Source organism: Salmonella sp. SSDFZ69, from assembly GCF_004010755.1.
GTDB lineage: Bacteria > Pseudomonadota > Gammaproteobacteria > Enterobacterales > Enterobacteriaceae > Salmonella > Salmonella enterica.
The window spans coordinates 2064490-2090265 of the sequence record NZ_CP034831.1; the positions used below are offsets into that span (position 1 = coordinate 2064490).

The 25776-nt window shown below is 51.9% G+C and carries 24 protein-coding genes; 4 read left to right on the forward strand and 20 right to left on the reverse strand.

What is annotated here, in order from left to right; translation table 11 throughout:
* Positions 1-90: 90 nt before the first annotated feature.
* Positions 91-1005 (reverse strand): muramoyltetrapeptide carboxypeptidase, encoded by a 915-nt coding sequence (gene ldcA, locus EOS98_RS10215; RefSeq protein WP_023216855.1) that lies wholly within the window; start codon positions 1003-1005, stop codon positions 91-93.
* A gap of 170 nt (positions 1006-1175) precedes the next feature.
* Here ldcA and emtA point away from each other — a divergent pair, with 170 nt between their 5' ends.
* Positions 1176-1787 carry a membrane-bound lytic murein transglycosylase EmtA gene (gene emtA / locus EOS98_RS10220; RefSeq protein ID WP_000776974.1) on the forward strand — a complete coding sequence of 204 codons (612 nt, stop codon included), beginning with the start codon at positions 1176-1178 and terminating at the stop codon, positions 1785-1787.
* 13 nt (positions 1788-1800) lie between these two features.
* Here the strand turns inward: emtA and ycgR are convergent, their stop codons facing one another.
* A complete protein-coding gene (ycgR, locus tag EOS98_RS10225; protein ID WP_126524024.1) occupies positions 1801-2535 on the reverse strand; it encodes a flagellar brake protein YcgR in 735 nt (244 codons plus the stop codon).
* 168 nt (positions 2536-2703) lie between these two features.
* On the opposite strand from ycgR, the gene EOS98_RS10230 reads away from it, so the two are divergent.
* Positions 2704-2958: a GlsB/YeaQ/YmgE family stress response membrane protein gene (locus tag EOS98_RS10230; RefSeq protein WP_000511323.1), complete on the forward strand. Its 255-nt coding sequence runs from the start codon at positions 2704-2706 to the stop codon at positions 2956-2958.
* Positions 2959-3020: 62 nt separating this feature from the next.
* Here EOS98_RS10230 and EOS98_RS10235 read toward each other — a convergent pair whose 3' ends face one another.
* The 11 genes from EOS98_RS10235 to hyaA all read right to left on the reverse strand — a co-directional run bounded on the left by EOS98_RS10235 (position 3021) and on the right by hyaA (position 14975).
* A complete protein-coding gene (locus EOS98_RS10235; protein ID WP_023206954.1) occupies positions 3021-4733 on the reverse strand; it encodes an alpha,alpha-trehalase in 1713 nt (570 codons plus the stop codon).
* A 213-nt stretch (positions 4734-4946) separates the two neighbouring features.
* Entirely contained in the window at positions 4947-6221 is a 1275-nt protein-coding gene (locus EOS98_RS10240) for a Glu/Leu/Phe/Val family dehydrogenase (RefSeq protein ID WP_001519734.1), read from the reverse strand.
* A 394-nt stretch (positions 6222-6615) separates the two neighbouring features.
* The gene (cbdX, locus tag EOS98_RS10245) at positions 6616-6705 is read right to left on the reverse strand and encodes a cytochrome bd-II oxidase subunit CbdX (RefSeq protein ID WP_000270301.1); all 90 of its coding nucleotides are present in this window, start codon (positions 6703-6705) and stop codon (positions 6616-6618) included.
* Positions 6706-6717: 12 nt separating this feature from the next.
* On the reverse strand, positions 6718-7854 hold the full coding sequence (appB, locus tag EOS98_RS10250) for a cytochrome d ubiquinol oxidase subunit II (protein WP_126524025.1): 1137 nt from the start codon (positions 7852-7854) through the stop codon (positions 6718-6720).
* 11 nt (positions 7855-7865) lie between these two features.
* A complete protein-coding gene (gene appC, locus EOS98_RS10255; protein WP_000263617.1) occupies positions 7866-9410 on the reverse strand; it encodes a cytochrome bd-II oxidase subunit 1 in 1545 nt (514 codons plus the stop codon).
* A 74-nt stretch (positions 9411-9484) separates the two neighbouring features.
* Positions 9485-10333, reverse strand: a complete 849-nt coding sequence (locus EOS98_RS10260) for a hydrogenase expression/formation protein (RefSeq protein ID WP_000063377.1) — start codon at positions 10331-10333, stop codon at positions 9485-9487.
* Positions 10330-10734: a hydrogenase-1 operon protein HyaE gene (hyaE, locus tag EOS98_RS10265; protein WP_001262580.1), complete on the reverse strand. Its 405-nt coding sequence runs from the start codon at positions 10732-10734 to the stop codon at positions 10330-10332. The genes EOS98_RS10260 and hyaE overlap by 4 nt, the downstream gene beginning before the upstream one ends.
* Positions 10724-11320: a hydrogenase 1 maturation protease gene (gene hyaD / locus EOS98_RS10270; RefSeq protein ID WP_109187867.1), complete on the reverse strand. Its 597-nt coding sequence runs from the start codon at positions 11318-11320 to the stop codon at positions 10724-10726. The genes hyaE and hyaD overlap by 11 nt, the downstream gene beginning before the upstream one ends.
* Complete coding sequence (hyaC, locus tag EOS98_RS10275; protein WP_126524026.1) at positions 11317-12048, reverse strand: Ni/Fe-hydrogenase b-type cytochrome subunit; 732 nt, start codon at positions 12046-12048, stop codon at positions 11317-11319. Before hyaC ends, hyaD begins: the two co-directional genes overlap by 4 nt.
* An 18-nt stretch (positions 12049-12066) precedes the next feature.
* Complete coding sequence (hyaB, locus tag EOS98_RS10280) at positions 12067-13860, reverse strand: Ni/Fe-hydrogenase large subunit (protein ID WP_000070982.1); 1794 nt, start codon at positions 13858-13860, stop codon at positions 12067-12069.
* Positions 13857-14975 carry a hydrogenase 1 small subunit gene (hyaA, locus tag EOS98_RS10285; RefSeq protein ID WP_001058312.1) on the reverse strand — a complete coding sequence of 373 codons (1119 nt, stop codon included), beginning with the start codon at positions 14973-14975 and terminating at the stop codon, positions 13857-13859. Before hyaA ends, hyaB begins: the two co-directional genes overlap by 4 nt.
* A 494-nt stretch (positions 14976-15469) precedes the next feature.
* Between hyaA and EOS98_RS10290 the strand changes: the two genes are divergently transcribed.
* Positions 15470-16735, forward strand: a complete 1266-nt coding sequence (locus EOS98_RS10290) for a DUF4427 domain-containing protein (RefSeq protein ID WP_126524027.1) — start codon at positions 15470-15472, stop codon at positions 16733-16735.
* 489 nt (positions 16736-17224) lie between these two features.
* Here the strand turns inward: EOS98_RS10290 and EOS98_RS10295 are convergent, their stop codons facing one another.
* The 3 genes from EOS98_RS10295 to pth all read right to left on the reverse strand — a co-directional run bounded on the left by EOS98_RS10295 (position 17225) and on the right by pth (position 20671).
* On the reverse strand, positions 17225-17992 hold the full coding sequence (locus tag EOS98_RS10295; protein WP_020898832.1) for a hypothetical protein: 768 nt from the start codon (positions 17990-17992) through the stop codon (positions 17225-17227).
* 886 nt (positions 17993-18878) lie between these two features.
* Positions 18879-19970: a redox-regulated ATPase YchF gene (gene ychF, locus EOS98_RS10305; protein WP_126524028.1), complete on the reverse strand. Its 1092-nt coding sequence runs from the start codon at positions 19968-19970 to the stop codon at positions 18879-18881.
* 116 nt (positions 19971-20086) lie between these two features.
* Positions 20087-20671, reverse strand: a complete 585-nt coding sequence (gene pth / locus EOS98_RS10310; protein ID WP_000985595.1) for an aminoacyl-tRNA hydrolase — start codon at positions 20669-20671, stop codon at positions 20087-20089.
* A gap of 275 nt (positions 20672-20946) precedes the next feature.
* Here pth and ychH point away from each other — a divergent pair, with 275 nt between their 5' ends.
* The gene (ychH, locus tag EOS98_RS10315; RefSeq protein WP_000823878.1) at positions 20947-21225 is read left to right on the forward strand and encodes a stress-induced protein YchH; all 279 of its coding nucleotides are present in this window, start codon (positions 20947-20949) and stop codon (positions 21223-21225) included.
* Positions 21226-21269: 44 nt separating this feature from the next.
* On the opposite strand, the gene dauA is transcribed toward ychH, so the two are convergent.
* The 4 genes from dauA to lolB all read right to left on the reverse strand — a co-directional run bounded on the left by dauA (position 21270) and on the right by lolB (position 25764).
* Positions 21270-22955 carry a C4-dicarboxylic acid transporter DauA gene (gene dauA / locus EOS98_RS10320; protein WP_001037181.1) on the reverse strand — a complete coding sequence of 562 codons (1686 nt, stop codon included), beginning with the start codon at positions 22953-22955 and terminating at the stop codon, positions 21270-21272.
* A gap of 124 nt (positions 22956-23079) precedes the next feature.
* Positions 23080-24027, reverse strand: a complete 948-nt coding sequence (gene prs, locus EOS98_RS10325; protein WP_001518537.1) for a ribose-phosphate diphosphokinase — start codon at positions 24025-24027, stop codon at positions 23080-23082.
* Positions 24028-24292: 265 nt separating this feature from the next.
* Positions 24293-25144, reverse strand: a complete 852-nt coding sequence (gene ispE, locus EOS98_RS10330; protein ID WP_126524029.1) for a 4-(cytidine 5'-diphospho)-2-C-methyl-D-erythritol kinase — start codon at positions 25142-25144, stop codon at positions 24293-24295.
* A complete protein-coding gene (lolB, locus tag EOS98_RS10335) occupies positions 25141-25764 on the reverse strand; it encodes a lipoprotein insertase outer membrane protein LolB (RefSeq protein ID WP_000174484.1) in 624 nt (207 codons plus the stop codon). Before lolB ends, ispE begins: the two co-directional genes overlap by 4 nt.
* Positions 25765-25776: the final 12 nt, after the last annotated feature.

A 25776-nucleotide genomic window follows, 5' to 3' on the forward strand; every position in this document is an offset into this window, starting at 1 on the left:
ATATCTCCTGACTCACACGACTTCGTATTATTTAACATTAACATAATAACGGCCAGGGCAGCGTTTTACTTAGCCTGTCGGGGACTTTTTTTACAATTGCAGCGTAGGATGACCAGATAAAGTGAGTTGAGTCCCCTGGCGCGTATTTTTAAGCGTCGCGTTTGCCCCGATAGGGAGCGTCACCGTACGCTGTTCATGCCCGAAGTCGAGACCGGTAATCAGCGGAACGGACAGACGGGAACGTAAAAACGCGTAGACGCTCTCCAGAGAATAGCCGGCGTCATACTCGTTGGGCGCCGCGCCGCTAAAGCTGCCGAGAACGATGGCGCTCTGGCGGTTTAAAATTCCGGCGTACTCCAGTTGCAAAAGCATACGCTCCACCCGGAAAGGATGCTCATTGACATCTTCCAGCACTAAAATTCCTTTATCGATAGTCGGCATCCAGGGCGTACCGATAAGGGAAATCAACATCGCCAGATTTCCGCCCCATAAGGTGCCCTGTACGTCGCACTGAGGGCCGTCGCCTTGCCACTCTACGGTAAATTGCGCCTTGCGTAGCGCCAGCCAGAAATGTTGCTCGGTGAACGTATTCAGCGTTTCGGCGCCAAAATTTGCCGCCAGCATAGGACCGCTAAAGGTGGTGACATTGGCCTGCGCCAGGAGTCCAGCCTGAATCGCCGTAAAATCGCTATGACCGCAAATCAGTAAGGGATCGCGCTGTTGCCGGGAGGCGAGCGCCTGCCAGTCGATACGATCCAGCAAGCGGCTGGCGCCATAGCCGCCGCGAACCGGCATGACGATCGTATCCGGCGAAGTTAGCGAGGCCAGCGAATTAACATCGGCCAGCCGTTCCGCGTCCGTACCGGCAAAACGCTGATAGCGGCGACGAATCACCTCGTCATTCTCCACCTGATGACCCGCGTCAGTCAGGCGCTGAACGCCGCGTAACGCGGCCTGTTGGTTAATACAGTAGCCCGAGGGGGCGATTAAATGAAACAGAGACATGGTAATTCCTTGCTGACAATAGAATGCAAATGTATATCATGCCGCATATATTAGGCGATGTCCCTCGTTGTGCGACGTTTCTGGATGCGCACCAGGGAGGCAACCTAAGTACCTGGCCGGGGCGGTATGACCTCTTCGGCAGATAAGTTACGGCTATAAGGATAGATGACGTGAAATTAAGATGGTTTGCTTTTTTGGTAGTAATACTGGCTGGCTGTAGCTCAAAACAGGATTACAGGAATCCGCCGTGGAATGCCGAAGTGCCTGTAAAGCGTGCGATGCAGTGGATGCCCATCAGTGAAAAAGCCGGGGCGGCATGGGGGGTTGATCCGCATTTAATCACCGCGATTATCGCCATTGAATCCGGCGGCAACCCTAACGCGGTCAGTAAGTCCAATGCGATTGGCCTGATGCAGTTAAAGGCGTCGACCTCCGGGCGCGACGTTTACCGTCGTATGGGCTGGCGTGGCGAACCGACCACCAGCGAGCTGAAAAACCCTGAGCGTAACATCTCAATGGGCGCGGCGTATCTGAGCATTCTGGAAAATGGGCCGCTGGCCGGCATCAAAGATCCGCAGGTGATGCAATATGCGCTGGTCGTCTCTTATGCTAACGGCGCAGGCGCGTTATTGCGTACTTTTTCATCCGACAGGAAGAAGGCGATAGAAAAAATTAACGATCTGGATGCTGACGAGTTTTTTGAACATGTTGTTGATAATCATCCCGCGCCGCAGGCGCCGCGCTATATCTGGAAGCTTCAGCAGGCGCTGGACGCCATGTAGTTTAGCGTGAAGATTATTCTCGCACTTTATTCGCTCTTTCTCGGGCCTCGCGCTCAAGCGAAAAAATAATCCGCTGCAACTCCCGCTCCACCGCCGGGCTAACGTTAAGGAAACGAAAGCTCAGGCGGGGAGTGGTGATCGTTTCATTTTTCCCATCAATCACCTTACGCTCGCTGATGGAGATAAGCTGGGCGTCAACGTGAAAAATCCCCCATTGCCCCATGTTCAGTTCAACCTGCGAAAAGCGTGCGCCTTCGATTAGTCCGTCGGGGATGGCGGATTCCAGTAGCGCGCCCATGCCGCCCAGGGAAAGATCAAACAGGCGAAAACGTAACGTACGGGTGTCCGGTAGCGTGGTGACGCCGTAATAAGACGGATACAGCGGCGCGCCAATGCGAAAATACTCCCGGCGCTGGACAAACCACAGTGACGACGGCAGGGGCGTGATAAAGGCTGGCAGCCGCTGATATTCGCCTGTAACGAGTTGCGGCAACGTGAACTCGACTTTTGCGCCCTGCGTTTCTGCGATAATGGCTACCTGTCCGGCACGTAATACGGCGCTATTTTCATATTCCTGGCTGCCGTAATCCACGATGAGTTTTTCCGGGTCTACCGCCAAAATTTTACTGATGAATTGACCATGCGCCCATGAAATACGCAGTGGAACCTGATTTTTATTTAAATCCCGTAGCACGCCTAATATCGCTAATGGATTTTTTTTCAGGAACTGCTCATTGTAACCACTCACACGAAATAACCCCTGATACGCAGACTATCGTTGGGTTATCGGCATCGGTAGAAAGAACTTAATAGCGATAAATAAATTTTTATGTCCGCGAGATAAATCAGTGTTCAGAAATGCGACGCTCGACTTTGCCTATACTTAAAACGTTTTTACTGGAAAGAGGGTTTGCAAATGGGAATTATCGCCTGGATTGTTTTTGGTTTGATTGCCGGCGTTATCGCCAAATTGCTTATGCCGGGGCGCGATGGCGGGGGATTTATCCTGACCTGTATTCTCGGTATCGTCGGGGCGGTCGTTGGCGGATGGCTGGCGACGATGTTTGGTATTGGCGGCAGTATCAGCGGCTTTAATCTGCACAGTTTCCTGGTCGCCGTGGTGGGCGCGATTGTGGTGCTGGTGATTTTCCGCCTTCTGCGACGCGGCTAACCGCTGCAAAACGTTTAAGCGTTGACCCGGTCAGCGCCGGGTCAACCTACTATAAACACGCGTTACTGCGTCGCTGCAGACGGCGTTTTTGTCGGCGTTGCGCTTAACGATGCCGGACGAGTAGACGGTACGCTATCGCACGGTTTTTCCTGCGGACAAATCAGATCGAGCATTTTCAGCGTCACGCCGTTGGTCCAGCCAAAGCCGTCCTGAAGGGGATATTCGCCGCCGCCACCGCCGGTTCCGGTACTGCTGACATCATATTTTTCGACCAGTTTTTTCTCGCGATCGTAGGTGTGCTGCACATTGGTTAAAAAGCGCCAGGTGACTTCCATTGCCACGTCATCCTGCCCATAATTTTGCAATCCTTCGGCAGCGACCCATTGTAACGGCGCCCAGCCGTTTGGCGCATCCCATTGCTGTCCGCTTTTAACCGAGGTGGTAGCCAGCCCGCCAGGCTGTAGCAGATGCGCCTGGGCCGCCGCTGCCACTTTCGCGGCGCGATCTTTCGCGGCGGCGTTTACATAGAGCGGGAACAGCGCGGCAGCGGTGAGTTGGTCACGGATTTTATTGTTCTGCAGATCGTAGTCGGCATACCAACCCTCTTTGTTATTCCACAGATGCATTTCAATGGCTTTTTGCCGCGCGTTGGCCAGCGCGTCATATTGCGAGGCTTTGGCCCGATCGCCCGCCGCAGCGCTGGCGCGGGCGAGGGTTTTCTCCAGCTGATACAGCAGAGCGTTAAGATCGACAGGGACAATAGTGGTGGTACGAATGGTACTGAGCTGCTGCGGATTATCCATCCAGCGGGAGCTGAAATCCCAGCCGGAGGCGGCGGCAGATCGGAGGTCCCGATAGATCTCCGTTGCCGGGCGGTTGGGGTTGCTTTTGGCGGTAGCGATATCTTCAACCCAGGATTCAGGGCGGGGCGTATCCCGATCGTCCCAGTAGCGGTTGAGAACGCTGCCGTCTTCCAGTTTGACGACGCGTTGGTTTTGTTGCCCTGGCTGCAATGTCTCAACGCCCTCCATCCAATAGGCGTACTCTTTTTGCAGTTGCGGCAGGTATTCTTTCAGCGCATCGTCACCTTCATGTTCCGCCAGTAACTCAACCATAAACGCAAAGAAAGGCGGCTGCGAACGACTCAGGTAGTAGGTACGGTTGCCGTTGGGAATATGCCCCCAGGCGTCAATTTCGTAACCAAAGTTCGCCACCATATCCGCCACCTTATCCCAGTGCCCGCTTTCCGCCAGCCCCAGCATCGTAAAATAGCTGTCCCAGTAGTAAATCTCTCTGAATCGCCCACCCGGCACGACATAGGATTCAGGCAACGGCAAGAGCGAGTCCCACTTTTCGACGTTTTTAGTTGAACGGGTCAGCACCGGCCACAGGCCATCAATATGTTCACGCAATGACTGCCCGGCAGGCGGGACATATTTTTCACCTGCTTTCGGCAGGGTGAAGTTAACATCAACAAAATGACGCAAATCGAAGCCGGACTGGTTCCGCTGCATACGATAATCGGCAAGAATCATGAGCGGATCGCTATTAGGTATGGCGTCAGCAAAGGTTTTCTGATCGGGGAAGAGTTTTGCATTCTGGACATCATTAAAGAGCGGGCCAAGCAAAATATCCGGCGGCTGCGGAGTTTCAGTGTCGGAAGACGGGTCTGCGGCAGTCGCCGAAAACGATGCAAACGTCAGCAGCGTCCCTGCCAGCGCCAGTTTTATGGCTTTCTGCAGTAGAACAGAACGGCGAATCTCTGGGGGTATCATCAAGTTATCTCCTTAGCGGTGAGCCAAAGCCAACGGCATTTACCATGACAAAACCTTAGTCTACGATGACCAGATACGCGTGATTGAACCGCTATTTTGCGAACAAACAGACATTTTATTGAGACAGAATTTATCGGCGCGCGCGTGGAAAACGGGGTATACAGATAAAAAATCCACGCCGGGACGTGGATTTTAGCGCAATAACTTGTAGCCTTAACCCGGATAGATACCGCGATCTTTACGGGCCAACAGAATGCGCTCACAGGCGACAATATAGGCTGCGGTGCGCAGAGAACAGGATTTCTCAGTCGCTTTCTCCCAGACATGGACGATCGCGTCGGTCATGATTTTGTCCATGCGCGCGTTGATCTCTTCTTCGCTCCAGAAGAAGCTGGCCATATCTTGTACCCATTCGAAGTAGCTGACGGTTACGCCGCCTGCGTTACAGACCACGTCAGGCACCACAAGGATACCACGGCTGGCCAGAACATCATCAGCATCCGGATAGGTCGGGCCGTTAGCCCCTTCCAACACCAGCTTACACGTCAGGGCTTCCGCGCGCTGACGAGTTATCTGGCCTTCAAGCGCCGCCGGGATCAGAATATCCATCTCCAGACGCCAGAACGCATCGCTGGCGATAGTTTCCGCGCCCGGGAAACCGGCAATCTGTTTGTGTTCTGTCTGCCATGCCGTGAGCGCTTTCATGTCAATACCGGTGGCGTTAAACAGCGTCGCGGTATGATCCTGAATCGCCACGACACGGGCGCCAGCGCCTGCAAACAGACGCGCGGCTTCGCTGCCGACGTTACCAAAACCCTGAACCGCAACGCGAGCGCCTTCAACGGCGATATTCGCCCGACGCGCGGCTTCCAGCCCGCTGACGAAAACGCCGCGCCCCGTCGCTTTTTCACGGCCCAGCGAACCGCCAAGATGGATAGGCTTACCGGTGACGACGCCAGTGACCGTCGTGCCATGATTCATGGAATACGTATCCATCATCCAGGCCATCACTTTACCGTTGGTGCCGACATCCGGCGCAGGAATATCTTTCTGCGGCCCGATGATAATGCCGATCTCGCTGGTATAGCGGCGGGTCAAACGCTCCAGTTCACCTTCCGACAGCGAGAACGGATCGACGCGGATGCCGCCTTTGGCGCCGCCGTACGGCAGATTCAGCGCGGCACATTTGATGGTCATCCATGCTGACAGGGCCATCACTTCATTGAGATCAACGTCAGGATGGTAGCGAACACCGCCTTTACCCGGACCTCGGGAGAGGTTGTGCTGCACGCGATATCCTTCGAAATGACGAATAGTGCCATCATCCATTTGTACCGGAATATCGACGATCAGAGCGCGTTTTGGGTGGCGCAGAGTATCCACCCAGGGGGATAACTCGCCCAGATAAGGGGCCACACGCTCGATTTGTTGCAGGTAGGTATTCCAGGCAGATGTGCTGCTATCTGAAGCGTAAGATAACTTATCCATGATAAACCTTAGTGATAAAAGTAATATGTTCTTTAATTGACCGTGGTACATAGTAGATCACACCATGTAGCGATAAATTTAACACTTTTTTAAACAATTAACTCAGATCAAAAATGGCAGGCAGTTGGATTTTCGTTATGATTTTGGATGAGAAGTGGTTAACTATCCGCTATAAGAGGTGATATATCGCTAATTATGCAATTAATTGCTTAAATATGCGCAATATGTGCAAGGCGGCTATTTGTCATAATTATGACGCACCTCTAAAAGTAAACATTATGATAACGAAATGTATCAATGTTATGTCGTTCTGTCGGCGGGGAAACGTCTTCGCCAGGCGCGTAAAAAGATAAAAATAACCGGAGTCAGACGGCGCTGGCCCCGGTTTACCTCTTTATTGTTGACGCGACTCAAGCCATACCAGCGCCAGCGTCGACAGTGAGCACATCAGCAGAATGCCGACAAACCACAGTAAATACCACATCGCTCCCGCTCCCTAATAAAGTTCATGATCGTTGCGGCGGAGGGTCTCCAGGTTGATACGCCCCAACATTTTGTAATAGCTCCATAGCGTATAGAGCAGTACGATCGGCAGAAAAATCAGCACAATCACCAGCATGATTTCGAGCGTCATCTGGCTGGAGGTGCTGTCCCACATCGTCAGGCTGGAGAGAGGACTAACACTCGACGGCATCACAAAAGGAAATAGCGTTATGCCGGCGGTAAAGATGACGCAGGCCTGGGTCAGGGAAGCGAACAGAAATCCACGAATAGTCTGACCGCGAAGGCAGGCATAGAAAGCCAGAATCGGCAGGATCATACCGAGCAACGGGATGATGAGCAGTAGCGGCGAGCGTATAAAGTGGTTCATCCATGCGCCAGGGAATATCGCCACGCCTTTTAAGAGCGGATTGGAAGGGCCGTTGGCATCCTGCGTGAGTAAGACAAAGCCATCAACGCCGGCCCACAGCCAGTAACCGGCCAGCAGGAAGCAGATCACGATCAGCAGCGCGCTGTGGCGGGTGGCCGACAGAGCCCGTTGACGAATAACGCCCTCCGTTTTCAACTGTAACCAGACGCCTCCTTGCATAATCACCAACGACAGGCTCAATAATCCACACAGTAGGGCAAAGGGCGAGAGTAACTGCCAGAAGGTACCAAAATAGTCAACATGAAGCTGCGGCGTGAAGGCAAACGGCACGCCTAAAAACAGGTTGCCGAACGCGATACCGAATACGACGGGGGGCACCAGGCTGCCGATAACCAGACCGGTATCCCACAGCGCGCGCCAGCGGGCATTGGTGATTTTACCCCGATAATCAAAGGCCAGCGGGCGAAAGAAGAGGGCACACAGCACCAGGATCATCGCCACATAAAAACCGGAAAACGCGGCGGCATAGACCCGTGGCCAGGCGGCGAATAATGCCCCGCCCGCGAGAATCAACCATACCTGGTTTCCTTCCCAGTGGGCGCCCACGCTATTGATCAATACCCGGCGTTCGTCATCGTTGCGCGCTATCAGCGGGAGCAGGCAACCGACACCCATATCGAACCCGTCAGTTACCATAAATGCTACCAGGATGACGCCGATCAGCAGCCACCAAATGAACCGCAACGTTTCATAATCCAACATGATTGTCTCCTTTATCCCTGTTGTTGCGCTTGTTGTTGATGTTGCATGGCGCTCGGCCCAAGACGCGCGTACTTCTGCATCAGATAGACTTCCGCGATTAAAAACAGGGTGTAAAGTCCGAGGATAAGTCCCATTGAGAAGGCCAACTGGCCCGGCGTCAGCGCGGAGTGAGCGTACCAGGTCGGCAGAATGTCCTGAATCGCCCAGGGCTGACGGCCAAACTCCGTCATAAACCAACCGGCTTCAATGGCAATCCACGGTAACGGCAGGCTCCAGAGCGTCATACGCAATACCCAGCGATGCTGGTCGATACGCATTCGCAGCGTCTGTATCAACGCAATCAACATCACCACTAACAGCAGCGAACCGCAGCCGACCATAATACGGAAACTCCAGAACACCGGCGCCACCTGAGGAATAGCGCCACGCTGGGCCGCACGATACTGCTCCGGCGTCACATGGTTCATATCCGGGGCATATTTCGCCAGCAGAATGCCGTACCCCAGATCGCCCTCAACGGCGTGAAACGCATTCAGTACCTGCGGCGAGCGATTGCCTTGCGCTATCTCCTGCATGAGCAGCCAGGCCTCCCGGCCACGCTTCAGGCGCGGCAGAGCGTCGTCCATCAGGTTTTTTAACCCCGGAACTGGCGTATCCAGCGAATGGGTGGCCAGAATACCCAGCAGAGCAGGGATCTTCACGGCAAATGCATTACGCTCCTGTTCCTGCTGCGGCCAGGCAATCAGATGAAACGGCGCGGGCGCGGGTTCGGTTTGCCATTCGCCTTCCATCGCCGCCAGTTTCACCGGCTGAATTCGGGCGACCTCGTAGGCCGAACTGTCCCCCAGTTGCAGGGTTCCCAGAATGGCCAGGGTGCCGAATACTGAGCCGATAGCAAACGAGCGCAAGGCCACCTCACGCTCGCGGCCACGTAACAGATACCAGGCGCTGATGGACATAATAAACATGGCGCCGGTGACATAACCGGACATGACGGTATGGACGAATTTCACCTGGCTCACCGGGTTAAAGACCAGATCGCTGAAGCTGCTCATTTCCATCCGTAACGTATCGATGTTGAAATGAGCGCCGGTAGGATACTGCATCCAGCCATTGGCATTCAGAATCCATAATGCTGAAATATTGGAGCCGAAGGCCACCAGCCAGGTGACCAGCAGGTGTTGGTATTTATTCAGCCGCTGCCAGCCGAAAAAGAACAGACCGACAAAAGTGGATTCGAGAAAGAAGGCCAGTAACGCTTCCATCGCCAGCGGCGCGCCGAAGATATCGCCCACATAGTTGGAATAGAGCGACCAGTTAGTCCCGAACTGAAACTCCATGGTCAGGCCGGTAGCCACACCGAGAGCAAAATTGATCCCGAAGAGCTTGCCCCAGAAACGCGTCATATCGCGGTAGACGGTTTTCCCCGTCACCACATAGATCGTCTCCATGACGGCCAGCAAAAAAATCAGCCCAAGCGTAAGAGGAACAAATAAAAAGTGATACAGCGCGGTCAGCGCAAACTGCCAGCGCGACAAGTCAATGACATCCCACATGCTAACTCCTGTAGGCAGAAAGAGAGTAAAAAGCTAATCAGTACCGGACTCCGGTGACGTTCCTGTTGAGAGCGCTAGCGCGTCTCCAGCCATCGGCAGACTTCATCCAGGCGCTGGCGCGAATCGGCCAGATCTTCCGGGGCCGCCAGTACCAGCTCCGGCAAAGGACAAATCTCATAGCTATCGAGCAACGGCCCTTTAAGGGCGTCCAGACAGCGCACATGCCAGAGATGGCGCAATGCTGTGGCGTTGATTTGGCTTTCGCCATACCCGGAGATGCGAATCTGAATATTCCCGTGTCCGCATAAACGCGCCAGAAAAAGACGATCGGCCTCGCTGAGCGGCAGTTGGGTCAAATTGATGCTGTGAGGTTGCAACGCCGGATCGCGTACATGCGCCAATAACTCATGGGCCAGCGGCAGTCCATTCATTAGGCCAGCGACAGGCGGAGGCAGCAGAGAGTCGTCAGGCAGCGTATCGGCGGTAGCCGCTTGCCATAATGTCAGGGGCGCGCTACCCGCTTCCAGACGATCCGTCAGCAGACGTCGGTTATGCAGATGGCGTACCCGCCACAGGCCGCAGAAGATGGTCTCCTGGATCTCGCTTTCACTCCCGTCCGGATGCTGAATGCGTACCGAGACTTCGCCTTCGCCCAATAGCGTATTGAGGAATGAGAGATCATCGGCATTCAGGGGAGATAACTCCCATCCCAGCACGTCGCCGACTTCCGGGATGCGCCGGGCAAGCTGACCTCGCAGATCGGTCAACAATGCCATCACCGCCGGGCTGTGAGCGCAGCGCTCCAGCGCCGCCATACTTGGGTCGCCATTGACCTGACAGGTGAGCGGTAAGGGATTCATCGAGAAACTGGCGTCATCAGGCTGCGTACCTGGCCCCAGCAGATGAAAAAAGGCGTTGCTCATTGTACTGTCTCCTGCGCTGCGGGAGTGTCAACCATCGAACGCATCAGCGTGAGCAGTTCAGCCCAGGGATGAATGCCGCTGAGCGCGCCGCGTAGCTCGCCGTCTGTAAAAACTAACGTCGCCGGAAACCGACGAACATTAAAGCGATCGCCGATAGCTTCGCTTTGTTCAAGGTCGGCCACCGCCACCTGCCAGTCAAACTGCGGGAACTCACGCAGGAGTTCGGCAATCATCACCGGGTTATCGCTGACTTCCGGCGTACGCCGCGGATCGCTACTTAACAGGATGACGCCATCTCCAACCCGTTTGATCCAGTCGTCTACCGTGGAAGCCTCTACCGGTTGCCATCCACGGGTTAACAGGCGTTGCCATAGCGCAGAGAACGGGGTGTCATTCGCCACTTCTTTTGCCCTCCAGACGTGTCTGATACTGACGTATGCGCACTCCCTCATAATTTTCCATCGACAGGCATTTATAGTTCAGGCAGCGTGCGACCTCGTTTGCCTGCGGTACGATCCCCCAGGCGGCCAGTTGCGCCAGGGCGGCCTGTTCCGCCGCCGGTAGCTGGTCGCGAGCTATTTCGCTCAGGCTACCGCCATAGTCGTCCAGTTGCGCCGGTTGCAGACCGACCAGCGCTATGTGACAGGGCAGATGCCCGCGGATGTCGGCCAGCGCCAGAACTTCGGAAAAACTGTTTTGATGCAGACTCATTTTTTTGGCGCTGAGATACGCGGGGATTTTCTCGCCGGCATAGGTTCGCAGGCTGCCCGGCGCCAGGCCGTAATCGATCGCGTCAAGGAGCAGGAGATGGCTGGCTTGCTCAACATAACCTAACAGGTTTAGCCCTTGCGTACCGCCGTCCACAATTTCCACCTCTTCAGGCCAGTGATATCGGGCATACAAACGCTCCGCGACCCGGATACCGAATCCTTCATCGGCCCACAGCAGGTTTCCTAACCCCATCACCACTATGCGTTGCGCATTCATGAAGGCTCCTTGTCGTGCGGTTTGGGGAATTTATGGCTGCGATAGCCATTGATCATGGTGGAGATCACCGTATCGTCGGACATAATGTCTTCCCGGATAGCGAGGTAAACGTGCCCGACGATGAAGGCGGCGATCAGCCACATGCCCAGTCGGTGCCAGCTGTGAATATCGATGGAGTTGCCGCCGGTCCAGTAGAAAAATTCAACCACATAGCGGAACGGCGCAAAGATCGCGTACTGGCTATGCTCGCCAAACAGAGCGAAACCGGTGAGGATCATAAATACCGATAACAGGAAATAGCCGAACATCGCGGCCTGCGCGACAGGGTTATGTCCGATGTCGCTCCCCGGTTTTTTCTCCAGAAACAGATACCAGCGGACCACGGAGAAAGCGCCTTGCCACCAACTGCGACGCCAGACCGGGACGATAAACAGCTCTCGCGAATAGCGGTTGCCGACACAGGCCCAATAAATTCGCCCCAGCAGTAACACGGTAAAGATCATCGCGGCGACAAAGTGGATCAGCCGGATATAGCCCATATAAAACAGATAGGTCGCCTCGCCACTCACCGACGGCAGCGGTCGGCCAATGAAGTAGCCTGTTACCATCAGTACCAACATGCAGGCCACCGTTAGCCAGTGCCACAGGCGTACCGGCGCTTCAAACACATAGTGGCTGACGGCAGTATCACGCGCCTCCCCGACGCGTGGAGATAGCTTTCCAGTCATCGTTCTTTTCCTTAACGCTTAGCGTACCTGGACGGCAATCAGTTCGCTGCCGTCGTCGCCGAGCACGTGGGTTGAACAGGCGAGGCAGGGGTCGAAGCTGTGCAGCGTCCTCAGGATTTCTAACGGTTGGTCGGGAATCGCCATTTGCGTTCCCATCAATGCCGCTTCATAGGCGCCGATCTGTTTTTTAGGATCGCGCGGGCTGGCGTTCCAGGTGGTGGGAACCACGCACTGATAGAGTTCAATCTTCTGATCGCGTATTGACGCCCAGTGTCCCAACGCTCCGCGAGGCGCTTCGGTAAAACCGATGCCGCGGCAGTGCTGCGGCCAACTGGCCGGTTCCCATTTCTCGGTATTGGCGGTGGCCAGGTCGCCGTTTTTCAGGTTGGTCATAAGCCTGTCGAAAAAATACTGCAGCTTACCGACGGCCCATTGCGCTTCGTGCGCGCGGCATAAAATACGGCCAAGCGTAGACTGGATACCGGAGAGCGGCAGTTTAAGGGCGGACATCATGCGATCTACTGACTCTATGGTGGCGGCGTCCCCTTTGTGGTACGCGATAAGCGTTCGGGCAAGCGGGCCGACTTCCATGGCATGACCCCGCCAGCGCGGCGCTTTAATCCAGGAGTAGCGTTCCTGCTCGTTGAGCTGCTGGATATGCGTATCGCTGCCTTTGACATCACCCGGGTTGTACCAGGGATCGGTAATGCCGTCAAAAGGATGACGCCCCAGCCGATCGTCCGGATAGCGGTACCAGGCGTGATCCACAAACTCCTGTATCTGCTGCGGATCGGCCAAATCTACCGGCATGACATTTTTAAAATCGCCATTGACCACCGCGCCGCCCGGCATTAACAGGCTTTGCTGGCTGAAGTCGTTGGCAATGTCCGGAAATGCGCCGTAGCTCAGCACGCATTTATCCGACAGACCGGTGCCAATTTGACTCCATGCTTTATTGAACTGGCCGATAGCCAGCGCGTCCGGAACCATCACGTTGTTAATGAAGTCGGCGGTGCGGGTGATGATCGACTGCACCAGGTTGAGGCGCTCCATATTGATAGCCCCGACCGCGCCGCTTTGATCGAGATTGATCGCGCACGGCATTCCGCCGACGATCCAGTTAGGATGGGGATTCTTACCGCCAAATATGGTATGGATTTTGACGATCTCGCGCTGGAAGTCGAGGGCTTCAAGATAGTGGGCAAAGCCCATCAGATTAGCCTCTGGCGACAGTTTGTACTGTGGATGTCCCCAATAGCCGTTACGGAATATCCCAAGCTGGCCACCATCGACAAATTTCTTTAATCGATTTTGTACGTCAAAGAAGTAGCCCGGCGATGACATCGGCCAGGCGGAAAGGCTTTGCGCCAACTGCGAGGTGGCGCGTGGATCGGCTTTCAGCGCATTCAGAACATCAATCCAGTCCATACCGGCTAACTGATAAAAATGGACCAGATGATCGTGACACCACAACGTAGCCAGCATGATGTTACGTATAATATTGGCGTTATCCGGCACCTGGATACCAATCGCATCTTCGATAGCGTACACCGATGCCAGAGCATGTACCCCGGTACATACACCACAAATACGTTCAACAAACGCCCAGGCGTCACGCGGGTCACGGCCTTGCAGAATGATCTCCAGCCCGCGGAACATCGTGCCGCAGGAAACGGCATTGGTAATGACGTTTTGCTCATCAATGTTCACTTCGCAGCGCATATGCCCTTCGATGCGTGTAATCGGGTCCACGATCAGACGACGGCCGGCGTCGTTAACGGTATAACCCTGGGTTTGATACTGGTTACTCATGCCTGTTTATCCTCATTGTCCGGCTGTTGTTCGGCTTGCGCTAACTGTTGTTTGTGGCGTTTACGTTGGTTGAGCGCGCTGGCGACAGCGTGACCGCCAACGCCCGCCGCGACCACGCCCAGCGCGGTCAGCCCCACCGTATCGGCGGTTGAATGGGTACCCATCTGGGGAATATCCACCACGCGGCTATAAAACGAGCCGCGATCCCAGAAACCATTTTCTGAACATCCCAGACATCCGTGACCGGACTGGATAGGAAAGGAGACGCCGTCATTCCAGCGTGTGGAGGAGCAGGCGTTATAGGTGGTTGGCCCTTTACAGCCCATCTTGTACAGGCAGTATCCCTTGCGGGCGGCGTCATCATCCCAGCTCTCGACAAATTCACCGGCGTCAAAATGGGCGCGGCGGTAGCATTTATCGTGGATACGCTGACCATAGAACATCAGTGGACGGCCCATGCGATCGAGTTCCGGCAGACGATCAAACGTCACCATATAGGTGATAATGGCGCTCATGACATCCGGGATTGGCGGACATCCAGGGACTTTCACGATCGGCTTGTCGGTGATCACTTTATCGATAGGCGTTGCCTGGGTTGGATTGGGGCGGGCGGCCTGGACGCAACCCCAGGAGGCGCAGTTTCCCCAGGCGATAATAGCGCTGGCGCCCGCGGCGGCTTTCTTCAGTTTTTCAATAAACGGGCGGCCGCCGCTGATACAGAACATTCCTTGCTCTCCTAACGGCGGATTGCCTTCCACCGCCAGAATGTATTTCCCGGCGTAGCGAGTGGTAATATCGTCAAAGACTTCTTCGGCCTGTGCGCCGGCGGCGGCCATCAGGGTGTCGTCATAATCGAGGGAAATCAGCGAGAGGATCACATCTTTGGCTAGCGGGTGCGAGGAACGGATAAAGGATTCGGTACAGCAGGTGCATTCCAGTCCATGAATCCAGACCACCGGAATCCGCGGTTTATTCTCCAGCGCCCAGGCGATCTTTGGCGTCATTCCGGCGCCCAGTCCCAGCGATGTGGCGGCAAGGCTACAGAATTTGAGAAAGCTGCGTCGGGTCACTCCCTTACGACGCATGGCTTGATAAAAGGTCTCCTCGTTATTCATAACGCGTATTTTTTCTCCTTTTTGCACCACGCTCCGCCAGGGGCATAAGGCGCTTTTGCGGGTCCGTTGACGTTCCGCCAGCAAGGTAAATCATTGTGTTACGCGCGAGCGCGGAAACGAGCCCGATTCACTTTGCACCGGCGTATACCGCCAGAAATAATGTGAAAAAAGCGTATCGGATTAACGATAAGAAACAATGTGAAGTGTGTGGGTATAGCTTATAGCGGTATATTTATACCCATTATCGGTTTTTCGGCGAAAGAGCCGTGGCGGGGAAGGACGGTTGAGCTTGTTCCAGGATGAGGTTTTTAGCGAGCCATCTCGGGTAGATTTAGCCGGGTCTCGCTATTTCAGGGATACGTAAGTTGATGCAAAGGGAGGGAGGGTTTGATGTCATCGTTAAAAGAAGCATACTTCGTGATGATTTTTATATAAAATAGTGGTGCTGGTTTTAAAGGAATGCAAAAAAGAGACTGTTTGAAAGAGGGCGTCCCATGAAAAATAACATCAGATTTGACTTATCCGATTATTTGATTCATTTTTTTCGGGACGTTAATCTAGAGACCGGTAGCCATATTTATTTGCCTGAGCACTGTGGTTTTAATAATCAGCACCACGCATGTTTCATTGATGCTAAATATTTACTTCGATTATCTTTACGCAGTCATAAAATTTTCTCGTCCTGGTCATACCGAAATGGGCAACGAACCGTATATGGCGACTCCCCGGTGGTATGCTTTACAGATATGCCGATTGCAGCTTATTTAGAAACTGGTGTTCGCCGATTAGAACGAAATGAAAAAATCGGTTTATATGCAATCGTTTTACCTAAAGAGCAAATGTTTAATTATGGGGCAAGGCCAGTCATATATGGATTGGATGAGCATAACAATGCTCGATGCTCGCAAGGCAGAAACGGGGAACGTATTCTTGATGAAACGGCTCTTCCTTTAATTGAACAATATAGATATGTTACTTATGTTCCAGGTAAGATTGACTGGACACATGAACGCGAATGGCGATGGCCATATCGTGGCGATATTAAAAGTTTCCTTAATCATATTAAAGAGTATGGTATTCCGGAAAACATTGAAAGTACCCCAGGGTTTGATTTTAGATCAAGCGAAATAAGTGGTGCGGGAATAATCGTCCCGTTTGCACAAGATATCCCTACGGTAGCTCACGATATTTTAACTTTAATTGACCGGGGTATCATTGGAAGAAATACTTTCAAATTCATTATAGCTGTAGAGAGTTTACAATCATGGACCCAGCTCTCGGAACCGGGTGCGTTACTGTCCTGTATTAATGACAATACTTTCGAATTTGAATCTTTTTTTGATTTATCTGCATCTAAAGTAAAAAATTATGCTGACTCTATCAATGATTATGTAAGTGAATTATTTTCAAAAAAAGATTTTTTAAATGATAGCTATGCAATGGAATTTGGAAATGCCTGGGTCTGGATTCATGATAACCAATCCCAGGTGGTACGGGCGTTACTGCAGGCTGGAATGATCAAGGTTAATAAAGAAGGGCGGTACTTATTAGATGTTAATTTGGCTTCTGTTGATTGGCCATTAAGAAGAAAAGAAGCTTTCGCAAGTCATGTTGCGGGATGGCTCAAACATCGTTTTGATATCGAAGCGGGAAGGTATTCCGTTTGGGGAAAAGATGATTATGATGCGATCCCAAGTTATGAGACGCCGCTAAAGGACCAGCATCCTTTTTATAATCATACAGTGAATGTCGACTGGTAATTAAGAAAAGAACTTACCCTGTTAGATCTGCGTTAATTTAACGCATTGATTTTTATAGATGAATGAAAGACATTAGAGTCTATTATAAAATAGACTGTAATTAAAATTGCACATCTGTCTGTTTTTGATATGTGTATTCCAACAACAGAGTCAGGCAGCTTGTGGACGAATTAAAATTCTGCGGCTCGCTACGAAAGTTGCTACAGCCCTTAAAAACTATAGGCGCTGTCGAATCGCTATGGACAGCCTTTGAGAAACGCAAAGTATTTCTGACGGAGGCAAGATTATTTATCCGGCGATCAAGGATGCGTCGAAAAATGGAGTGTGTTGCTCTGGAGTGCTGGCGAAGAACCGTTTTATTATCGGAGTTTGGTGACCGTCTGACGATCACCTTCAAGAAAGCAGGCAGTTACAGAGAATTACTAGTAACCTCTGATAACAGGCACTTTTCATACTCTTTTATGCATCATAAAATGCTGTCTGAACTTGTTAAGCTCTTTCCATAGCATTTGTAAAATAACTATTTTCAAGATATTGATACCAGTGCTCGAAAGATTCATCTTCACCTTTTGGTGCATAGCAATTACCATTCTTATAGAGTTGACCACCAATTAGATAGTGAGATACTCTTAATGTCAATATACCATTTTTAATAGAAAGACTATTTAGTTTTGATTTTTTGTTTCCTTCATCTATAAAATAAAAATAAACGTGGTGATTTGTTTTTGAAAGCTCAAGGAGTTTCTGAAAGGTATCCCTTTCTGGGTAGTGAGTACGAATTACTTCAATGATAATGTTTGGATAGGCTGAGCGGGGGAAAAATTTGTTTCTATCCCTTCCTCCAATATCGGGTTGAATATAAGAATCCTCATGAAATGCAATACGTGCGTCCTTTTCTTTATACCACCCAAAATCACTATCTTTCAGCGGACTAAAAATTACTTGCTCTTCATATGTTCGATCCTCTGCAAAAACATATGTAGAGAACTTAACAGCTTCAATATTTTTATTATTTAACTCATCATATAAATAATTTACGCAATTATCGTGAGTTGGATTATCTTCGGCTCTACCTAACCTTTTGCCGAAAGATGGATTTCCTACTCTTCTGAAATGGGGAGTAATCTCATTTCTTACAGGGACAACAATACAGTCATCTTCATTAAGAAGAGGTTCCTCCTTCATTCTTGGATATAAAGTATGGTCAAAGATATCGCATTCCGAATAGTCTCGGCCTGAGATTAGTCCTCTTGGCATATGTGCTCCTTAAGCTTAGATGTTTAAACCTTGTAATAAAATTTATCTGAAAAATTAAATGTTCTTTTATGATATATTATAATGAACATATGAAGTTTACCACAGGATATTACTGTAGCTTGATAATAATCAATATAATTATCGTTAATCCGCACTCAGTGGTGATTAGATTGCTTGAATTAATCTATTCTCAGCTTGCATAAAATTGATGAATAATATCAATCTGGATAGTTATAAATGATATCTTTAAAGTACTTTATGGTTTCGCAACGCTGTGATAGCTATTATGGTTGGTTGTTAAATTCGTGACCAAATTTTAATATTTACCAATGCTGATATGCGAAAATCGAATGAAGTTTCCCTTTCAACGGACAGTAAATTCTTCGGGGACCTAAAGAATGCAGGGGCGGACACCGTTTTGAAGCCTGTTAGAAGGCGCTTTTAGAAATCTACCGATACTGAAGTTCCTAATATTTATAATATGGGTGATAATGGTGGTAAAAATTCACCTCATAGATATTCCATTGATAGAAAATATCGTATCATTTTGGTGTAAATATACAATTCGTGAACATTATTCCCTAAATTATGTAGTCGTTGGTGGCGAGTCTATCTGTTCTGGAACCAGTCATTCAGACAATTCACTGCCATTTTGAAAACGTTAACTGTAGTGAGCTTCTGGATGCTCAGCTAATTTGAGTGGGCGGACTTATCATGTGTGAAAATAGCTGCTTATTGTACTCACTGGAATGCTCAGTTTTAGTCGCGTTTCTACGCTCTCATCTGAGATACTATAAAAGATAAAATCCACGCAATGGCGTGGATTTTATAGGGTTTTACCGCTGTCATGAGATTCAGCAAAACCTCATGAGACAACAAATGTTATTTAGACGTTGAACAGGAAGTTCATTATATCGCCATCTTTAACGATGTAATCTTTGCCTTCCGCTCGCATCTTACCGGCTTCTTTCGCGCCTTGTTCACCTTTATAGGTAATAAAGTCGTCAAAGGCGATAGTTTGGGCGCGGATAAAGCCTTTTTCGAAGTCGGTATGGATTTTACCTGCTGCCTGCGGCGCGGTTGCGCCAACCGGAATGGTCCATGCGCGAACTTCTTTCACCCCGGCGGTAAAGTAGGTCTGGAGGTTCAGCAGGCGATAACCCGCGCGAATAACGCGGTTCAGCCCCGGCTCTTCCAGACCCAGTTCAGCCATAAATTCGTCGCGCTCGTCATCATCCAGCTCAGCAATATCAGCTTCGACGGCGGCACACACCGGAACCACGACCGAACCTTCTTTCGCGGCGATTTCGCGAACCTGGTCCAGATACGGGTTATTTTCAAAACCGTCTTCATTGACGTTAGCGATATACATTGTCGGCTTCAGCGTCAGGAAGCTTAAATAACGGATAGACGCTTTATCTTCGTCCGTCAGGTCCAGCGAACGCAGCATCCCCGCTTCGGCCAGGTGCGGCAGGCATTTTTCCAGTGCGGCCAGTTCCGCTTTGGCGTCTTTATCGCCGCCTTTGGCTTTCTTCTGTACGCGATGGATAGCGCGCTCGCAGGTATCGAGGTCAGACAGCGCCAGTTCGGTATTGATAACATCAATATCTTCTGCCGGATTTACTTTACCCGCCACGTGGATGATATTGTCGTTCTCAAAGCAGCGAACCACGTGACCGATAGCTTCGGTTTCACGGATATTGGTCAGGAACTGGTTACCCAACCCTTCGCCTTTGGATGCGCCTTTTACCAGACCGGCGATATCCACGAACTCCATCGTGGTTGGTAGAATGCGTTGCGGTTTAACAATCTCAGCCAACTGGTCCAGACGCGGATCGGGCATCGGCACGACACCGGTATTCGGTTCGATAGTGCAGAACGGAAAGTTTGCCGCTTCAATACCGGCTTTTGTCAGCGCGTTGAACAGGGTGGATTTCCCGACGTTGGGCAGACCGACGATACCGCATTTGAATCCCATGATTTAACTCACCTTAATATCTTAATAATCAACCTGTTATAGAAAACAGATTGCAGAAATGGAAATAACTTCGCCTATTATACACGGCGTGCGACAAAAATGCCGCACATCACTGGTTATTGCGCCTTAAAGGTATGCAAACGGCTTGTTGCTTTGGCCAGACCCTCTTTGAACCACAATTCCGTACAGCGTGCCGCTTCGTCAATGGCCTCATCAATTAATTTTTGTTCAGAAACAGGGGGTTTACCCAGCACGAAACCAACAACTTTATTTTTATCGCCTGGATGGCCAATTCCAACGCGTAAGCGGTGAAAGTTGGGATTATTGCCCAGCTTGCTGATGATGTCTTTCAGACCATTGTGGCCGCCGTGGCCGCCGCCAAGTTTAAATTTCGCGACGCCCGGAGGGAGATCCAGCTCGTCGTGAGCGACCAGAATTTCGTCCGGCTGAATACGGTAAAAACTGGCCATTGCACCAACTGCTTTACCACTGAGGTTCATGAACGTGGTGGGTACCAGCAGGCGAACATCTTCCCCTTCCAGCGTGATGCGTGAGGTATAGCCAAAGAATTTAGGCTCTTCACGCAACGGCGCGCGCAGGCGCTCCGCCAGTAAATCGACGTACCATGCGCCTGCATTGTGTCGCGTCGCGGCATATTCCGCACCGGGATTCGCCAGACCAACAATCAATTTAATTGCCACGTTTTTTGTCCTGAGTAGATCCATAACTGGCGCGTAGTTTACTGTCTGTCTGCCCGCTTGACAAAACACAGCGGCACTCTGAAGTAAATTAAATAATTGCCAGCATTGATTATTAAAAATGTAAACTGTTCAGAGTGTTATTTGTAAAGTTTTGTTAAATGAAACTTTACATTTGTGATCGCACCCGCACTTACAAATGGAAGTGTTGTCTATACTTTACACATAAAGTTTAGGGGGATTTCCTAAAAACAACCCAAAAGTTCCGGAGGTGACATATGAAACGCAAAAACGCTTCGTTATTCGGTAACGTGCTGATGGGGTTGGGGCTGGTCGTGATGGTTGTCGGCGTGGGTTACTCTATTTTAAACCAACTGCCGCAGTTTAATTTGCCGCAATTTTTTGCGCATGGCGCAATACTGAGTATTTTTGTCGGTGCAGTTCTTTGGCTGGCAGGGGCTCGTGTAGGGGGGCATGAGCAGGTGAGCGACAAATATTGGTGGGTACGTCACTATGACAAACGTTGCCGCCGTAACGATAATCGTCGTCATAGCTAACCGGTTCAGGCCCGGTAAGCGTTATCGCCACCGGGCATTGTCCATTAACTGAGTAAATCCGCTAACGCCTCCGTCCTGTTCGGGAAGAAGGTCAGACGCCCAGGAATAGGTTTGATACCGGCACGCGCCATTGTGCGCAGCGGTTGGAACTCCAGATTACTGATACGCAATTCGCAACCCTCCGGCAGACGCTTCACAAAACGCTGAAAAGCATCAAGCCCGCCTGCATCCAGCACTGGTACTGCGTCCCATTTCAGAACGACGATACGTTTGCCCTTAATACGTGACTCAAGGTCAGTAAACAGTCCTTCCGCCGCGGCGAAAAAGAGTGGACCGATAACACGCAGCACCAGCACATCATCAGGCACATCGACATTGACCGGCGCAAGTCGAGTCATTCGCGCAATACGGCGCATAAACAGCAGGGAAGCAAGGACAATCCCCACGCTGATGGCGATGACCATATCAAACAGAACCGTTAATGACATGCACAGCAGCATAACGATGATGTCGTCTTTCGGCGCATGGCGTAACAGATCCACCACTTTATGGGCTTCACTCATATTCCATGCCACCATCAGCAGTAGCGCCGCCATCGCGGAAAGCGGCAGCCAGGAGAGTAGCGGGGCCAAGACCAGTAGCGCCAGAATGACCAGGATAGCGTGAATTACCGCCGAGATGGGAGAGGTCGCGCCAGCGCGGACGTTGGCGGCAGAGCGGGCAATCGCGGCGGTGGCGGTGATGCCGCCAAAGAACGGCGCGACCATATTCCCCAGCCCCTGGCCGATAAGTTCGCTGTTAGCTTTATGTTTGGTGCCGGTCATGCCGTCCAGCACGACGGCGCAGAGCAATGATTCGATTGCCCCCAGCATTGCCATCGAGAAGGCCGCTGGCAGCAGCGCGCGCAGTGAATCCCAGCTTAGCGTGAAATCGGAGCCAGGAAGACTCCACGGCAGCATCAGTTGCGGCAGGAGCTGCGGGATGCCGTTGCCCTGAGTGCCGTCAGCCAGAACATAATGGAACTGTGAGCCGATAGTCGCCACATTGCCGCCCAGCAGATTAACGATCCCCATCACGGCGCAACCAGCCAGCAGCGCGGGAAGATGTCCTGGCAGACGAATACCGAGACGCGGCCAGAAAATCAACGTTCCCAGCGTTACCACGCCAATGGCGGCATCGCCAATATTGACGGTGGGCAACGCCATAAACAGCGCGCCGACTTTCTGCAAATAGTGCTCTGGCACATGGGCCATCTGCAGACCAAGAAAATCTTTAATCTGCATGGTACCGATGGTAATACCAATCCCTGAGGTAAAACCCAACGTGACCGACACCGGGATATATTCAATCAATCGCCCCAGTCTCGCCAGGCCGAAAAGGATCAGGAAGAAGCCCGACATCAGCGTGGCGACCAGTAGGCCCGCCAGACCAAACTGTTGCGATACCGGATACAAAATCACCACAAACGCGGCGGTAGGGCCGGAAACGCTAAAGCGCGAGCCGCCGGTTAGCGCGATCACGATCCCGGCGACAGCGGAGGTATAGAGGCCATACTGCGGCGCAACGCCACTGCCAATTGCCAGCGCCATCGCCAGCGGGATAGCAATAATCCCGACGGTGATCCCGGCTATCACATCACGGGTGAACCGGGAGGCGGTATATTTTTCTTTCCAGCAAGCATCGATGAGAGCGCGGAAAGGCATCACATGTGAGGAAAATAATTTGTTCACAATAATGTTTCATCCATGAGCGCATCATCTGTCAACTAAATGGCAGGTGAAGGAGGCATAAGTCATACAAAAGGGTGTTACAGACAAAAAAACCCGCCGCAGCGGGTTTCAGATCCGGGTTCGATCAATGCTCGAACATGGCGGAAATCGATTCTTCGTTGCTGATACGGCGAATCGCTTCGGCCAGCATACCTGACAGGGTCAAAGTACGCACGTTCGGCAGCGCTTTGATTTCGTCGGTCAGCGGAATGGTGTCGCAGACAACGACTTCATCAATGACGGAGTTGCGCAGGTTGTTTGCCGCATTGCCTGAGAAGATCGGGTGCGTCGCGTAGGCAAACACGCGTTTAGCGCCACGTTCTTTCAATGCTTCTGCTGCTTTGCACAGAGTACCGCCGGTATCGATCATATCATCAACCAGCACGCAGTCACGGCCAGCGACGTCGCCGATGATGTGCATCACCTGAGAAACGTTCGCGCGCGGACGACGTTTATCAATGATAGCCATATCGGTATCGTTCAGCAGCTTAGCGATAGCGCGGGCACGAACCACGCCGCCAATATCCGGAGAAACCACGATCGGGTTATCCAGATTCAGTTGCAGCATATCTTCGAGCAGGATTGGGCTACCGAACACGTTATCAACCGGAACGTCAAAGAAGCCCTGGATCTGTTCAGCATGCAGATCTACGGTGAGAACGCGGTCAACGCCGACGCTGGACAGGAAGTCAGCGACAACTTTTGCGGTAATCGGCACACGGGCGGAACGTACGCGACGGTCCTGACGTGCATAGCCAAAGTAGGGGATAACGGCGGTGATACGACCTGCGGAAGCACGACGCAGGGCATCAACCATAACGACCAATTCCATCAGGTTGTCGTTGGTTGGGGCACAAGTGGACTGGATGATGAAAATATCACCACCGCGTACATTTTCGTTGATTTGTACGCTGACTTCGCCGTCGCTAAAGCGACCTACGGCGGCGTCGCCGAGAGAAGTGTACAGGCGGTTGGCAATACGTTGTGCTAGTTCCGGGGTGGCGTTACCAGCAAAAAGCTTCATATCAGGCACGAGAAGAACCTCAGGCATGCGTCCATTGGTGGAAAGAATCTGCCGAAAACTGTGCGGGCCAGGCAAAATCCTATCCAGGCGGTGTATTAAAGAGCGCGATGCAACGTCTGGAACAAGGTGACGTTGTCACCGAAGCTCAGCTTGCCCGGCTTACTCGTCTTCATTCACGTTTCATGTGCGCTGGTATCGATGCCTCACACCGGTCAAATACGGCATATATGACCGGCGACTCGTCATTTCGCCATCTTCCTGAAACCCGAATGCGTTAGAGTAACTCTCGATGCAATGGGGAGAGGTTGACACCCTTCGCCACAAAAGCATTGAGCCATTCCGGGGCTTGCTCAAGCACCTGGCGAGCACAAGACTCTGTATCGAATTCAGCAAAGACACAGGCCCCTGTCCCAGTCAGGCGCGACGGCGCGTATTCTAACAGCCAGGAAAGCGCCGCATCAACCTCGCGAAAACGTTTTCTTGCGATAACCTCGCAATCATTGCTGAATTCACATTTTAGTAACGTATCTATTGACCTTTTTGGCGTATTACGCGGCAATTGAGGATCTTTAAAGATAACCGGCGTCGGAATGCTTACGCCAGGGTGCGCGACCAGATACCATTTTTCCGGCGGATTCACCGGCGTTAATATTTCGCCTACGCCTTCGGCAAACGCGGCGTGGCCACGAACAAAGACCGGGACGTCGGCGCCGAGCGTCAGGCCGAGCGTCGCCAGTTCATCAATGGAAAGCCCGCATTGCCAAAGATGATTGAGCGCCACCAGAACGGTCGCGGCGTTAGATGAGCCGCCGCCCAGACCGCCGCCCATGGGAAGGCGCTTCTCAATGCTGATATCCGCGCCGCTTCCGGCGGGCAGGCGCCCACTCTTCGAGGCGACTTTCATCAACAGCCGCGCGGCGCGGACGATCAGGTTGTCTTCATTTTCAACGCCGTTAACCGGCGTTAATAAATGGATTTCGCCATCGCGACGCGGTTCGATGTGGAGTGTGTCGCCATAATCCAGAAACTGAAACAGCGTCTGCAGCGTGTGGTAGCCGTCTGCACGCTGTCCGGTGATATATAAAAACAGGTTTAATTTTGCCGGAGAAGGCCAATGGGTCATCATTTCACAATCCAGTTATCCATTTTCAGCTTAATGCGCTGACTGCCGTCTGAAAGCTCCATATTGGCAGGCATGGCAGGCTGCGTTTTGCTGTCATAGCCACCGTAAACCACTTTCCAGTTTTTACCATCCTGGCGATAGTTCACTTCGCTCAGGCGATACTGGTCGTCCAGTTTGTAGTCGGTGGCATCGCCAGGCAGACCGAGGATCCACTGCCGCAGGCTGTTTAACGGAATCGGCATCCCGGTGAGTTTGCCGATCATCTCTTCGGCGTCATCGGCGGTATAACGCTGGCCTTTGTTATCCACCAACTGAACGTTGCCCGGCTGGGCGTTAAGCTCCAGCTCGGTGCTGCCCAGCGGATTGGTGAGCAGCAGGCGATAGCGATCCTGTCCGGTCTGTTGCCAGAAGAAACGCGCATAGACTTTCTGATCATCTGAGATGTAAGCAAAGGCGCCGCGCGTCTGGTATTGATTCAGATGACGCACCTCTTGCTGATGCTGGCGCCACTGAGGGGAATCCGGGCTCTTGCCCGGGCCTTTATGCCCAGGAAGCGTACAGGCGGTGAGAACCAGGCTTGCTAACGGCAGTAGACGAATCAGGCGAAAATCGGGCAGGGTCATAGTGATGACGAA